The organism is Streptomyces coffeae, from assembly GCF_016741875.1.
Taxonomy (GTDB): domain Bacteria; phylum Actinomycetota; class Actinomycetes; order Streptomycetales; family Streptomycetaceae; genus Streptomyces; species Streptomyces coffeae.
In genome coordinates, this window is record NZ_JAERRF010000008.1 from 392,025 (window position 1) to 405,396 (window position 13,372).

A 13,372-nucleotide genomic window follows, 5' to 3' on the forward strand; every position below is an offset into this window, starting at 1 on the left:
GCGTCAGTCAGGGTTTGCCCGGTAGCGAGGCGTCCTGGTGCGGTCAGCTGCAAGGCGCCGGATCGGCCTCGTGGGGGGCACCCCCGGACGAAGTCTGGGGGAGGGCCTACTCGGCTGATTCGGCAACGCCGCGGATGGCCGTGCCAGGGCGGCGAGCGGGGCGAACCCTGGCTGACGCGGCACTAGGGCTCCGCCGTGGTCAGCCCAGCCGGACCGGCAGCTCCAGCGGGCTGTTGCCGACGAAGCTCGGATGCGGCACCAGCTCCCCGTCCGGCACCGCCACCTCCAGACCGGGGAAGCGGGTGAACAGCGCCTCCAGCGCGATGGCGGCCTCCATCCGGGCCAGCGGGGCGCCCAGGCAGTAGTGCGCGCCGTGGCCGAAGGACACATGGCGGGTGGCGGCGGCCCGGGTGATGTCGAAGCGGTCCGCGTCCGCGCCGTGCGCCCGCGGATCGCGCCCGGCGGAGGTGTACGAGACGAGTACGGGCGCCCCGCGCGGGATGACGGTGTCGCCGACCTCGAGGTCGCGGGTGGGGTAGCGGAACGGGAAGTAGCTCACGGGGGCGTCCCAGCGCAGGGTCTCCTCGACCACGTCGGCCCAGGCCGGGCCGTCCGCACCGGCTCCGGCCGCGGCGTGTGCGCGGACCAGCTCCAGCTGGTCGCGGTGGTTGCACAGCGCCCGCACCGCGTTGGTGATCAGGCTGAGCGTGGTCTCGTGTCCGGCGACGACCATCAGCAGCAGGGTGCCGATCAGCTCGCTCTCGCTCAGCCGGTCGCCGTTCTCCTCCCGCGCCGCGATCAGCGCGCTGGTCAGGTCGTCACCGGGGGACGCCAGCCGAGCCGCGGCCACCTGGCCCAGGATGGCGACCATCTCGCGGTTGGCGGCCAGCACCCGCTCGGGCCCGGTCCGGGTGGAGACGATCTCGTTGGACACCTCGTGCAGCCGGTCCTGGTACTCCGCGTCGACCCCCAGCATCCGGCAGATCACCCCCATGGGCAGCGGCAGCGCGAGATGGCGGCGCAGATCGGCCACGCCGTCGGGAGCCTCGGCGGCGGCCCGCTCAAGACCGTCCAGCAGCGTTTCCGTGAGCTCCTCGATCGCGGGGCGCATCGCCTCCACCCGGCGCGGAGTGAACGCCCGGGTCACCAGGGAGCGCAGCCGCCGGTGGTCGGCGCCGTCCGCGGTGGTCATGCCCTGGACGGTGGCGAAGGTGGCCAGCGGCCAGCCCGGCGGGATCTCACCGTTCCGGAGGGCGGCGAAGTGGCAGGCGTTCTTGGCCACGTCGGGGTGGGTGACGAAGTCCTTCAGCTCCTCGTGCCGGGTGATGGCGTACGCGGACACCTCACCGGGCAGCAGGATCGGGACCGCGGCCCCACGGGCGCGCAGCCGGTCGTTGACCGCATGCTGGGCGGCCCCGGTGGGGTCCAGACGGTGCGGCGGTGCGGCGTGCGGCACGGGGCATCGGCCGTCGGTCATCGGGATTCCTCCTGCGGCTGCGAGGGCGTCACACACGGTTCTCGGGGGTGCTCCGGGCGGCCGGGACGTCGGCGGCCAGCTGGGGCGCGGAGAACCGCACCGGCAGCGCGGCCAGCCCCTTGGACCAGGGCGAGGTGATCCACGGCAACTGCTCCTCCGGCACCGCGATCTCCATATCGGGCAGCCGGTGGCGGAGGGTGTCCACCGCGGTGCGGGTGATCAGCCGGGCCGGGTCCCGCGCCGGGCAGGTGTGCGGACCCGCGCCGAAGGCCAGGTGCGAGCGGTTGCCGACGACCGGACGGCCGTCCGCGGGCAGCACCCCGGGATCGGCGTTGGCCCCCGCGAGACCCAGGATGAGCATGTCCCCGGCCCGGATGTCCTGGCCGCCGAAGCGCAGATCGCGGGTGGCGTAGCGGCCGGGGAAGTTGGCGGTCGGCGGATTGCGCCACAGCACCAGGTCGAGCGCGTCGTCCACGGTCATCTGGCCGTGGGCGAGGGAGGAGCGGAACGCCGGATCGGTGAGCAGGACCCGGGTGGTTTCGGCGATCCAGTTCACGGTGGTCTGATTCCCCGCGACGATGATCACGACCAGGTTGTGCAGCACCTCTTCGTCGCCGAGCCCGATGGGGTGCGCCAGCAGCCAGGAGGTCAGATCCGGGCCCGGCCGCCGCTTCTTCTCCGCGATCAGCTCCAGCAGCATGCGGCCCATGGTCCGGTTGGCGCTGGTGGCGGCCACGGTCGGGGAGTTGGCGACATCCCTGATGGCTTCGACCAGACGCGGTCCGTTCTCCTCGTCGAGACCGAGCAGTTCGGTGACCACCTGGAGCGGCAGGATCCGGGCGTACTCCGCCACCAGATCGGCTTCGGAGCGCCCGGCGAACCCGGCCACCAGCCGCTCCGCCGTGGCCCGCACCGTACGGATCAGCTCATGGCCGTTGACCCGGCCCAGCGCGTCGACCACCGCCGAACGCATCCGGCGGTGCTGCTGGCCGTCGGCGAACAGCAGCGCCGGACGCCAGCCGACCAGGGGCATCAGCGGTGAGTTGGTCGGCACCCGGCCGTCGCGCAGCGGGGTCCAGCGGCGTGGATCGTGGGAGAAGTACTGTTCGTCGCGGGTGAGATGGAGCAGTTCGCGGTGGCCGATGACCAGCCATGCCTCGATGCCCGCGGAGATCTCCACCGGGACCACCGCGCCGTGTTCCCGCCGCATCCGCTCGTACAGCTCGGTCATCGGCCCTTCCAGCGCCGCCCCGTACAGCGGCACCCGGCGGGACACGGCCGTCATGGCGCCTCCGCGACGGTCTCGATGAGATGGGACACCAGCGAGATCAGCGCCTGCACCGACGACTTGTGCTCCCGGGCGTCACAGATCACCAGCGGGGTGTGCGGCAGCAGATCGAGTGCGGACCGCAGATCCTCCTCGCTGTGCAGCGCACTGTCCGGGAAGGCGTTGACCGCCACCGAGAACGGCACATCCAGGTCCTCCAGATGGCCGATGGCATCGAAGGACGCCTCCAGATCACGGGTGTCCACCAGCGCGAGCGCGCCCAGCGCACCGCGCGCCAGGTCCTTCCACGCGGGTAGAAAGCGCTGCTGGCCCGGGGTGCCGAAGAGATACAGCACCAACTCGCCGCCCAGCGTGATCCGTCCGAAGTCCAGCGCCACGGTGGTGGTGGTCTTCGACGGCCGGACGACGGTGTCGAGCCGCGCTCCCGCCCGGCTCATCGTCGCCTCGGTGGAGAGCGGGGTGATCTCCGACACCGTGCCGATCAGCGTGGTCTTGCCGACCCCCATCGGCCCGACGACCAGGATCTTGGCCGCGCCGGACACGCTGGGCTGCACATACATGACGGGGGTGTCGTCCATGCCGTCCATATCGCCCGGCTCCGTTGTGTCGTCCGTATCGGCCATCGAGATCTCAGAGCTTGCTCTCAAGCCCATTGAGCACCTTCCTCAGCAAGTCCATATCGGCACGCTCGGCCGCCTTGATCGGCGGGCGCGCCACGATGTGCCCCCAGTCGATGAGATCGGCGAGCAGCACCTGCACCACGGCCGGTGGCTGACCCAGGTGCGCCGCGACCTCCGCCACCGACAGCAACCCCCGGCAGAAATGGGCGATCCGCCGGTATTCGGGCTGAAGTGTCGGAGGCAGTGTGCTTCCGGAAGCCATGACGAGCGTTTCCAGCGGCAGAGCATCCCGTGAGGAACCCGCGCGCCCCCCTGTGATCACATAGGGGCGCACCGCGGCTGTGGTCCGTTCCTCCGCGGGACCGGTCATGACGCCGGGCTGATCGGCTCCCGCGGCTGACTGCTCAGATGGGCGCCGATCTTCGCCACCAGCAACTGCATCTGCTGGGCCACCAGACCGACATCCGCCTCGGTGTCGGTGGCCACCCCCAGGGAGGCGCCCTGACCGGCCGAGGTGAACAGGACGAACCCGCTGTCGGACTCGATCATCAGCTGTCGCACCCCCGCCTCGTCGCCGAACAGCAGCGACACCGTGGACTGACTGGTCACCGTCAGCGCGGCACAGGCGGCGGCCAGCGACTCGGCCTCGGCGACGCCGAGTCGGGACACCTCGCCCGTCAGCCCCTCGGCGGAGCCGTGCCCCATGCGCAGACCGTCCTCCGAGACGACGACGGCATGCCGCACCCCGGGTATCTGGGTCAGGGGACGCAGCATCCATCCAACGTCGGGCAGCCTGGATATGGTTCCGGCCACTACCGGCCTCCTTCTCGATCCTCTTGGTCTTCTCGGTCCCGGCTCGGGTCGTGATCCCCCAGGGACTGCGCCACCTCGTGCCGACCGCGGCGGGTGCCCGCGACCACACTGGCGACGGAGGCGCGGGCGGCCGCGGGCGTCCAGCCGTCGCCGTTCGGCGCGGAGGTCCCGGCGGAGGCGGCGGTGACGGTGGCCGGTGGGGTGGCGGCCGGTGCGCCGGTGGTCGGTGCGGTGGTCCGCGGCGGTGGCGTACGACGGCGGTTGCGGCGCTGGGGCAGCCCGGTGGCGGCCGGGCCCCCTGGTCGTACCGCGCCCGGATCCGGGTCCGGGTCCTTGGCCGTTTCGGGCTCGGTGGCGTCCGCCGCCCCGCTGTCCACGGAGAGCGGATCGACCGCCAGGGAGACGGGCTCCACGACGACCGGCTCCGCCTCCGGCACCGGCGCGCCGACCGTGAACTCCGTCAGCAGCCGGTGCGGAACGAAGACCACCACCCGGGTCCCGCCGTACGCCGAGGCCGTGGACAGCTCGACCCCGAAGCCCAGCTCCCGCGACCAGCGCCCGACACAGGCGAGCCCCAGCCGTGGCACCGCGCCCAGCTGTGCCAGATCCAGCCCTTCGCGCAACTGCCCATGGGCCTGTTCCAGGACATCGGACGGCATTCCGAGCCCCGCGTCGTCGATCTCGATGACGGCGCCCGCGGCCACCTCCCGGATCGAGACGGCCACCTGAGTGCGGGAGGGGGAGAAGACGGTGGCGTTCTCCAGCAGTTCGGCGACGGTGTGCATCAGGCCCTCGACGGCGGGCGCCACCACATAGAGGCTCTGCCCGCCATGCACCTCCACCCGGCCGAACTCCAGGATCCGCGACTGCGCGCCGCGCACACAGTCGAAGAGGGTCACCGGCCGGGTCTCCCGCCGCGCCGGCCAGATCCCGCACATCACCAGCAGGGTCTGCGCCTTGCGGGTCATCTGGGCGGCGGCGTGGTCGGCCTTCATCACCTCGGCCATCAGCCGGGCGTCACTGACGTACTGCCCGAGGCCGTCGAGCACCTGCTGCTGCACCATCGACATGGCGTGCATGTTCCGGGCCACCGACTCGAACGACGCCTGCACCGAGTCCCGCAGGATCCGCTCCCGGCGCGCTGCCTCGTCCCGATCGGCCTGTACGGCCGCCAGGCGCGTCATCTCTTCGCCCCGCTCGGCGGCCAGGGCTCTCTGCTCCGCGGAGTTGGCGCGTTCTCGTTCGGAAACGGCTTGTTCCCGGTGGGTCTCGGCCCGTGCCTCGCGGACGGCCCTGCGCAATCGGGACACCCATATCAGGCACAGCAACAACACCAGCGCCAGCAGTGCGGATGCGGCCACGGCGACGGCCTCCGCCCCCGACAGCACCTATGACACCTCCATCCGGGACACGGCCAAGAACGGGCAGATACTACTGACCAACCGATCAGAAGAGTCAGGTAGTTGCCAAACTCTCACCGTTACGGACGGAGGGGGCAACCGTCCCTTGACGCCGCGCGGCTACCGGGAAGAGGCCCGCGGCAGCCGCAACAGCAGGCGAGCGCCGCCCTCGGGGCTGCTGTGGACGGTGAGCGTCCCGCCGTGGGCGTGAGCGATGTCATTCGCGATGGCAAGCCCCAGACCGGTGCCGCCGTCCTGGCGGGCCCGGGCGTGATCCAGCCGGGTGAAACGTTCGAAGACCCGCTCGCGGTCGGCCTCGGGAATGCCGGGTCCGTCGTCGTCCACGGTCAGTTCGACCATGCCGTCGTGAATGCCGACAGTGACGGAGACGGTGGCGCGGGCGTGCCGGCGGGCGTTGTCGGTGAGGTTGGTCAGCAGCCGGGAGAGCTGGACCCGGCTGCCGTGGACGACGGCGGTGCCGGCGGTGTCGGCGGTGCCCGCGGTGTCGGGGTCGGTGTTGTCGGCGCCGGGGTCGATGGGGTCGATGGGGGCGAGCGTGACCGTCTCGGGGTGGCGCCGCGCCTCCTCGGCCGTCAGCGCCGCGAGGTCCACCGGCGACCGGGGCGGCGCCTCCTGCGCGTCCAACCGGGCGAGCAGCAGCAGATCGGAGGCGACCGCCTGGAGCCGCTCGGTGTCCCGGAGCGCCTTGTGCACGGCGGACGGCCAGTCGGTGCGATGCGGGCGGGCCATGGCGAGTTCGAGCTGTGCGCGGACGGCGGCGATGGGGCTGCGCAGCTCGTGCGAGGCGTCCGCGACGAACTGGCGCTGCCGGGTCATGGCCTGTTGCAGCCGGTCCAGGGTGTCGTTCATGGTCCGTGCGAGCCGGGATATCTCGTCCCGTGCCCCCGGAACCGGGACCCGGCGGTGCAGATCGCGTTCGGTGATCTCCGTGACCTCCCGCTGGATGGCCGCCACCGGGCGCAGCGCCCGTCCGACGAGCAGCCAGGTCAGACCGGCCACGAAGAGCACCAGACCGGCGGCCGCGGGTGCGACGTCATGCAGCAGCAGCCGTTTGGCGTTGTCGACGGCGGTCGTCGAGGGGTTGACCTTCACCTCGTAGGGCGAGGTGATCTCGGTGGCTTGGGTGACCTTGGTGGGACGGCCGTCGGTGATGTTGCCTGGCGGGGCAGGACGCTCCGCGCCGACAGTCCTCGAGGGGAACCTCTTCCCCTTCGCGTCCTGGATGAAGACCTGGTCGGGCATGATGACCACCGGCTCGCCGGAGTGCAGATCGGCCACGGTGAGCTGGTCCTTGAGGGAGACGGCGGCTTTCCGGGCATCGGTCCGCGCGCTGTCGCGCAGGTTCTGCTGGAGTGCCAGGACCAGGGCGAGCACACACAGCCCGATGGCGAACGTCACGGTCCCGGCCGCCGCCACCACGGCCTTGGCACGGACGCTCATCCCGCGTGCGATCCTCATACCGCGCCGACCCTCTCCGCTTCCGCTCGTACCACTGTCCGTCGTCAGCCGCCGTCGCGGGCCAGCAGATATCCCGCGCCCCGGATGGTGCGGATCGCGGTCCGTCCGTACGGCACATCGATCTTCCGGCGCAAGGCCCTGATGTACACCTCGACCAGGTTGGCGCCCCCGTCGTAGGCGGTGTCCCACACCGTCCGCACGATCTCGGACTTGGACACCACCTGTCCGGCGCGGCGGGCCAGGAACTCCAGCACGGCGAACTCCTTGGCCGTGAGCGTCACGTTCTCGCCGCCGCGCGAGCAGGCCAGCGCGGCCGGTTCCAGCCGGAGGTCGCCCAGCTCCAGCACCTCGGGGCGGTCCAGCCCACCGCGCCGGACCAGGGCGCGGACGCGGGCGATCAGGACGACGTAGGAGAACGGCTTGGTGAGGTAGTCGTCGGCCCCGACATCGAGCCCGTCGGCCTCGTCGTACTCGCCGTCCTTGGCGGTCAGCATCAGGATCGGCGTCCAGACGCCCGCCTCGCGCAGCCGGGAGCAGACCTGGTAGCCGGACATCCCGGGGAGCATCACATCGAGCACGACGGCGGCGTACTCGGTGTCGGTGGCGTTGCCGGTGTCAGCGGCGGCCAGGGCCATGGTCAGACCGCTCCGCCCGTCCCCGGCCTCCTCGACGGTGAAGCCCTCCTCTTCCAGCCCCTCCCGGAGGAGTTCCCGGAGCCGGGCGTCGTCTTCCACCACGAGTATGCGCACCGGCTCAGAATGGCACGCTCGAGCTGAGTCCCCGCTGAAACGGACCGGGCGCCATCGGCGCGGAGCAGGCCCTTCAGCGGGGACTCAGCTCCTTCAGCGGGGACTCAGCGGCGGTGCGACACCGTGGACCTGCCGGTGGACAGGGGTCCACCGCAGCCGAACTTCCGTGACAGCAAACGGAGTTCGGTGTCCCGACAAGAAGGAGACATGTGACGATGTCGACGACGACCCGCTCCGCCACCGCGAAGCGCCGCACCATCCTGTTCGCCGTGGCCGCGGGCGCCCTGGCCCTGGGCGCCGCGGCGCCCGCCTCGGCTTCCTCCTCCGACTCCCGCTCGGTGAAGAAGCACGGCGATCGCATCACGATCACCTGCGACGCCCGGGGCACGAAGGTCGAAGCGGACGCGCGGGGCGAGATCAGCGCTTCTGGCAAGGCCTACGGCGAGAAGAGCGTCCCCGCGCGGCTCGCGTGCGGTGAGGCGGTCAAGGCCATCGAGGTCATCGAGGCCAGCGAGGCCATCAAGGGCATCAAGCCCATCAAGGTCACTGAGGGGGCCGGTATCGGCACGGCCCCCGGGCCCGGCAAGGGCTGCGAGACGCTCGTCGTGGGCAAGGAGGCCGGGGACAAGGCGGTCCCCGCTCTGCCCGGCAAGCACGGTGAGAGTGCGCTGCGCATCAAGGACGCGAAGGACGGCAAGCCCATCATCGTCAAGCCCGCCAAGCCCATCGAGATCGTCAAGCCGGGCAAGCCCGCGAAGCCGGGCACGGTGTGCACCACTGTTGTGATCAAGGACGGGAAGCGGGTGGCCAAGCCGTCCGGGGAGATCATGGACGCCCGTCGCTGAGATAGCGGCCGGAAGTGGGGGCTCCGGCCGCGGGCCCGGCGCGCACCGCGCGCCGGGCCTTCGCCGCTGCCGTCCGGGACCCTCACCATCCCGCCGCCCAGGGCCCTCGCCGTCCCGCCGTCGGGGCCGTTCTAGGCTCCTGATCATGCCTGACATACCCCTGACGACGCTGCTCCTGCTCTGTCTGGCCGCGGCGGCGGCCGGCTGGATCGACGCCGTCGTGGGAGGCGGGGGCCTGCTGATGCTGCCCGCCCTGCTGGTCGGACTCCCGCATCTCCAGCCGACGTTCATCCTCGGCACCAACAAGGCGATCGCCATCTGCGGCACCACGGGCGCCGCCGTCACCTACACCCGTAAGGCGCCCCTGGATCTGCGGATCGCCATCCGTATCGGCGTGGCCGCCGCCATCGGCTCGCTCACGGGGGCGTATCTCGCCTCCGGCATCGACAGCGGTGTCCTCCGCCCGCTCATCATGGCCGTGCTGCTGGCGGTCCTCGCGTTCGTCCTGCTGCGCCCCGCCTTCGGCACCGCCCCCGCCCTGACCGGCCCCGTGTCCCGCCGCCGTGTGCTCACCGCCGTGCTCGGTGTGGGCCTGGGCATCGGCTTCTACGACGGCCTCATCGGCCCCGGCACCGGCACCTTCCTCGTCCTGGCCCTGGCCGCCACCCTCGGCACCGACCTGGTCACCTCATCGGCCACCGCCAAGGTGGTCAACGTCTGCACCAACGTGGGCGCCCTCCTCACCTTCGGCCTCCAAGGCAGCGTCCTCTGGCGCCTGGCCGCCGTCCTGGCCTGCTTCAACCTCGCGGGCGGCATGGTGGGCGCGCGGATGGCCCTGAAGCGGGGGAGCGGTTTTGTGCGCGGGGTGCTGGTGGTGGTCGTGGTCTCGCTGGTGTGCAAGCTGGGATACGACCAGTGGGTTTCCTGATCCTTCCTCGCCGATGTAGGAGCTGGGGGAGCGGCTGAAGGGCCAGGCGGTTTCCCCTGCCGTGCACATCCGACGAATCGGCGCTTGATCGTCGGATGCGCACGGTCGCGGGCCGGATATCGGCCGGGCGTCACAGTGACGATACTGCGCAGTCCTCCAGACGGGCGGCGAGCTCGAAGGAGGCCTTGGGGATGGTGCCGTAGTCGTCGTCGGACTTGGCCTCCAGCCGCTGGACAGCCACGGCGAGGGAGCGGCACAGCGGTGGGGCGGCAAGGGCGGGGGAGTCGACGACGCGGGTGCTGGCGGCGACTCCGGAGTGCAGGATGGCCATGGTGCGCTGGATCATGGACTGGGGGGTGTACCAGGTGCCGCGGTGCCCTTGACGGGGCGGCCGTCGCAGGAGGCACACCAGGTCGTCATCGGGGCGGGACTGGTTCTCCAGGTCCTCCAGGAAGGCCGCCTCGTGTGCCCAGTGCTCGGCGTCCCGGAGTTCTCCGCGCTGCGTGTGCATCAGGTGCAGGCACAGCGCCGCGGTGGCGCTGCCCGCGCCGGCCGAGAACTGCCACCAGAACTGGGCTCCTTCCCGGTCGGCCAGGTGCAGCAGGCAGGCGAAGATCAGTGCGCTGGCGGGTTCGACGCGGCATGACCGGGCCAGCAGGGCGATGTGGTGAGCGGCCCGGGTGTCGCGGATCACCAGGGTGGACAGCTTGCGCAGGTCGTACGCGGCCTGTTCGTGCTGGGCGGTGCACACCCGGGCGCGGTCACGGGGAGCGTCCTCGGGAAGCTCGGACCTGACCCGCTGTGCGGAGGATTCCAGCAGCAGGGCGCTGCGCCACCAGGTGTCGGCGACTTCGCGTTCGATGCGCAGGCGGGAGGCGGCGGTGTCCTCGTCGTCGTACTCGTTCTGGAGGATCTCGGCGTCGGCCAGGAGCTTGTCGACGTTGTGCGGCGGTGTCATGTCACTCCTCATCGTCGCAGTCCGCATCGAGTGCTATGCCCAGTTCTTTGGCGACCTTCCGGCGGGCGAGATGGCGGTGGGAGCGCACGGTGGCTTCGGTGACTCCCATGATGCGGGCGGTGGTGTCGGTGGAGAAGCCGAGGACGTGCCGCAGCACCAGGACGTCGAACTGCCTCTCGGGCAGCCGGGCTATCGCCGGGTACAGGCCCAGAGCGCTTTCTATGACCTCGAACTCATGGCGGCTCGACTCCAGCACCGCACGCATGACCAGCTGGAGGATGGCCGTCTCGGGCATGGCGGGCTGACGGCCCTGGAGTTTGAGCTCGCCCGCGACGGTTTCCTTGAGCAGGGCCCAGGCGGAGGCCGCGGGGTTGGCCTCTTCCATCAGGTGTGCCCAGTTCATGGCCAGGTGCATCAGCACCCGGTGGACCAGCTCACCGGCCGCGTGCGCATCCCCGAGATGCAGGTGGGCGTAGCGGCGGTAGGCGCGGTAGTACTGGTCGTGGAAGGCCCAGAAAGCTTTCGGCAGTTGGGGCAGCTGGACCATCAGGGCGGGCCGGGACTGCGAAGTGTGCTCGTCACTCACTCCCGGCCACCATCCTCACCAACCGTGCACGCCGTAGGGATGCCGTCGGGGCGCTCCATCAAGGCTGCGGCTCCCACGCGAACCCCGGCGCCGAGCAACCGGCGGGCCAGTGCCATGGCGTCCGGGATGAACACGCGCAGCGCGATAGCCGAGGCCGGCGCGCTGTTGGCGACTTCGTGAGTCACGTGTGCAAGGCCCTTCTTGTTTGCAAATCGGCAGCACCTGATCCCCCCTTGGGGTGCTGGAGGGCGTCTTTGCCCTCGATCACCAGCTAATCGGGCCGAGGCGCCAAACGTTGAACTCCCCGCTAGATTTCCCTATGCAAACGTAACTGGGGAGTTACTCTTGTTCGAATCAATGCCCCATCGCGCGCGGCGGGACTTCGGGGTGACGCCGCCTCGGTTTCCCGCTCTCACCTGCGCGTCTACGCAACGGGTGCCACCTGGTTCTCGCTTCACGTAACGATGGTGAGTCGCACTCCGGTCTCACTCCGCGCCGATCACGTGTCGTAGATCACAAACAGCGTGGCGTCTCCGCCCGCTCCAAGGGTGGTCCGGTGCGGGCGAGCGCGGTGACCTCACGTCCCGGGCCGGGAGCAAAGGAGCCTGCACTCCCGCGCCCGTGCGCGGGAGTGCAGGCTGGTGATGCAGGTGCCTTACGCCCAGACCTTGTACCTGGAGGAGCAGTAGCTGAAGCCGCTCTTCTTGAAGCACGCCTGCAGATAGAGGGTCGTGCCCTCGGTGACGTTCTTGGACTTGCATGCCGTGTAGTCGGCATTGTGGCCCTTGGTGGAGGCAGTGACACCGCTTGAGATGCTGCCGGTGACGTAGCCGCCGTCGCTGGCGCCGTCGTAGGCGCAGACCTTGTCGCCCTCGTTGTAGAACGCCACGCTGGAGGAGCCGACACCATTGATGTACATCACGATCTCGTCGCGCTTGTCATAGTGCTCGATCTCGAAGGACACGTTGGTGGCGGCGGAGGCCGGGGCGGCGGTTGTGGCGGTCAGCGCGCCGGCCGCCAGGGCCGCAGCGCCCAGGGACGCGGCGATGCGTCGGGATATGCGCACGAGTACGTGCTCCTTGCTGGATGGTTTGGTGGTACGGACCGGATGACCACGTGTCCGTTCCAGATCCGCCGAACAAACGAATCTCTTAACGGGAAGATGATCGAACTAACGCCCCTCCAGGATGCCGGAATGCGGCCAGTGAGTCGTTATCGCTGAGTGCCCAACTGTGTTGGCAATGAGTCCACTCGTGGTTGCGGAAGCCCTGATGCCGGTGGTTCTTGGGCGTGGTGCCGTAGGCGGCGCGCCGTCGGCTCACCGTTACAGCTGCCCCCAATGGGTGGGGCGACCTGGGCGGCCTGGCGTCAGGGCGACGTCTGCTGAATGGCCTGATCGCAGACCTTGGACGGTCCCGGGGTGCTGGTGTGGGCCAACCCCGGCTAGCTCCCGCCGAGTTCGCCCAGCCGACGGAGGTCGTCGCGGACGGACTCCCGCTCCTCGGCGGTGAGTCGCACCCCGGCCGCTTCGGCGCGCGCCGACGCCGCCGACTCCTCGTCCCCGAGTCGCCCGGCGATATCCGCGCGCAGTACGAGGAGGCGCAACAACTGTGTGGCGGTGGGCCGTTGGTCCGCCAGGCGCAGCACGCGGTCGATGACCTTCGCGGCGCCCGCCGCATCCTCCTTCGAATCCGCGAGAAGCGACGCGTGGTGCAGAGCGCGCGCGAAGGTTTCCTCGGGCGGCCGCGCCTTCCCGTCCTCCCCGCTCTCCCTGTTCCCGCGGCCGCCCCGCGCGTCGGAGTCCATCCGCTGTCCGACGCGGACGCAGTTGCCGCCCGGATCGGTCATGAGGAACTGCCGCACGCCGTACGACATGTCTTTCAGTGGCCCGATGCGCGGCAGTCCACGCGTCGGGATCCTCCCGTACGCCGCCTTGAGCCCGGCCCGGAACTCCCGGTACAGCCCGTCCACATCACCGGTCCGCACATAGCACGTGCTGTACGAGCCCTCCGGCTCGTAGTGCTTCATCCCGAAGAACTGGAGCTCGACGTCCCCGCGCACCACTACCGCATAGGGGTTGGGGCTCTTCTGTCGGTAAGTCACCTCGAAGCCGAGTGCGGTGTAGAAGTCGACAACCGGCTGGAGGGTCCGGCACGGCAGGATCGGAACGGTCTTCTCATCCATGTCCATCATGCTAGTCAAATTTGATTAGCGGGGGTTGGAGAGCAT

The 13,372-nt window shown here is 70.4% G+C and carries 15 protein-coding genes; 2 read left to right on the top strand and 13 right to left on the bottom strand.

Annotation, left to right across the window (positions count from 1 at the left end; all coding sequences use genetic code 11):
• Positions 1-199 precede the first annotated feature (199 nt).
• The 8 genes from JK363_RS16655 to JK363_RS16690 all read right to left on the bottom strand — a co-directional run bounded on the left by JK363_RS16655 (position 200) and on the right by JK363_RS16690 (position 7,826).
• A complete protein-coding gene (locus JK363_RS16655) occupies positions 200-1,477 on the bottom strand; it encodes a cytochrome P450 family protein (RefSeq protein WP_201875677.1) in 1,278 nt (425 codons plus the stop codon).
• A 28-nt stretch (positions 1,478-1,505) separates the two neighbouring features.
• Positions 1,506-2,762 (bottom strand): cytochrome P450, encoded by a 1,257-nt coding sequence (locus JK363_RS16660; protein WP_201875678.1) that lies wholly within the window; start codon positions 2,760-2,762, stop codon positions 1,506-1,508.
• Entirely contained in the window at positions 2,759-3,352 is a 594-nt protein-coding gene (locus tag JK363_RS16665) for a GTP-binding protein (protein WP_372444794.1), read from the bottom strand. Before JK363_RS16665 ends, JK363_RS16660 begins: the two co-directional genes overlap by 4 nt.
• Before the next feature lie 43 nt (positions 3,353-3,395).
• Entirely contained in the window at positions 3,396-3,755 is a 360-nt protein-coding gene (locus JK363_RS16670) for a DUF742 domain-containing protein (RefSeq protein WP_201875679.1), read from the bottom strand.
• Positions 3,752-4,198, bottom strand: coding sequence for a roadblock/LC7 domain-containing protein (locus JK363_RS16675; protein ID WP_201875680.1), 447 nt, complete (start codon positions 4,196-4,198; stop codon positions 3,752-3,754). The genes JK363_RS16670 and JK363_RS16675 overlap by 4 nt, the downstream gene beginning before the upstream one ends.
• Positions 4,198-5,559: an ATP-binding protein gene (locus JK363_RS16680; protein WP_307821743.1), complete on the bottom strand. Its 1,362-nt coding sequence runs from the start codon at positions 5,557-5,559 to the stop codon at positions 4,198-4,200. The genes JK363_RS16675 and JK363_RS16680 overlap by 1 nt, the downstream gene beginning before the upstream one ends.
• A gap of 159 nt (positions 5,560-5,718) precedes the next feature.
• Positions 5,719-7,059 carry a sensor histidine kinase gene (locus JK363_RS16685; protein WP_236075832.1) on the bottom strand — a complete coding sequence of 447 codons (1,341 nt, stop codon included), beginning with the start codon at positions 7,057-7,059 and terminating at the stop codon, positions 5,719-5,721.
• A 62-nt stretch (positions 7,060-7,121) separates the two neighbouring features.
• Positions 7,122-7,826 carry a response regulator transcription factor gene (locus tag JK363_RS16690; protein WP_201875683.1) on the bottom strand — a complete coding sequence of 235 codons (705 nt, stop codon included), beginning with the start codon at positions 7,824-7,826 and terminating at the stop codon, positions 7,122-7,124.
• Positions 7,827-8,041: 215 nt separating this feature from the next.
• Here JK363_RS16690 and JK363_RS16695 point away from each other — a divergent pair, with 215 nt between their 5' ends.
• Both JK363_RS16695 and JK363_RS16700 read left to right on the top strand, forming a co-directional pair.
• Positions 8,042-8,671, top strand: coding sequence for a hypothetical protein (locus JK363_RS16695; protein ID WP_201875684.1), 630 nt, complete (start codon positions 8,042-8,044; stop codon positions 8,669-8,671).
• 145 nt (positions 8,672-8,816) lie between these two features.
• Positions 8,817-9,599, top strand: coding sequence for a sulfite exporter TauE/SafE family protein (locus JK363_RS16700; RefSeq protein ID WP_201875685.1), 783 nt, complete (start codon positions 8,817-8,819; stop codon positions 9,597-9,599).
• A gap of 130 nt (positions 9,600-9,729) precedes the next feature.
• On the opposite strand, the gene JK363_RS16705 is transcribed toward JK363_RS16700, so the two are convergent.
• The 5 genes from JK363_RS16705 to JK363_RS16725 form a co-directional block, all read right to left on the bottom strand.
• The gene (locus JK363_RS16705; protein ID WP_201875686.1) at positions 9,730-10,557 is read right to left on the bottom strand and encodes a hypothetical protein; all 828 of its coding nucleotides are present in this window, start codon (positions 10,555-10,557) and stop codon (positions 9,730-9,732) included.
• A gap of 1 nt (position 10,558) precedes the next feature.
• Complete coding sequence (locus tag JK363_RS16710; RefSeq protein ID WP_307821744.1) at positions 10,559-11,143, bottom strand: sigma-70 family RNA polymerase sigma factor; 585 nt, start codon at positions 11,141-11,143, stop codon at positions 10,559-10,561.
• Entirely contained in the window at positions 11,140-11,328 is a 189-nt protein-coding gene (locus tag JK363_RS16715; protein ID WP_201875687.1) for a hypothetical protein, read from the bottom strand. Before JK363_RS16715 ends, JK363_RS16710 begins: the two co-directional genes overlap by 4 nt.
• Before the next feature lie 470 nt (positions 11,329-11,798).
• Complete coding sequence (locus tag JK363_RS16720) at positions 11,799-12,209, bottom strand: hypothetical protein (protein WP_201875688.1); 411 nt, start codon at positions 12,207-12,209, stop codon at positions 11,799-11,801.
• A 377-nt stretch (positions 12,210-12,586) separates the two neighbouring features.
• A complete protein-coding gene (locus JK363_RS16725; RefSeq protein ID WP_201875689.1) occupies positions 12,587-13,327 on the bottom strand; it encodes a bleomycin resistance protein in 741 nt (246 codons plus the stop codon).
• Positions 13,328-13,372 lie beyond the last annotated feature (45 nt).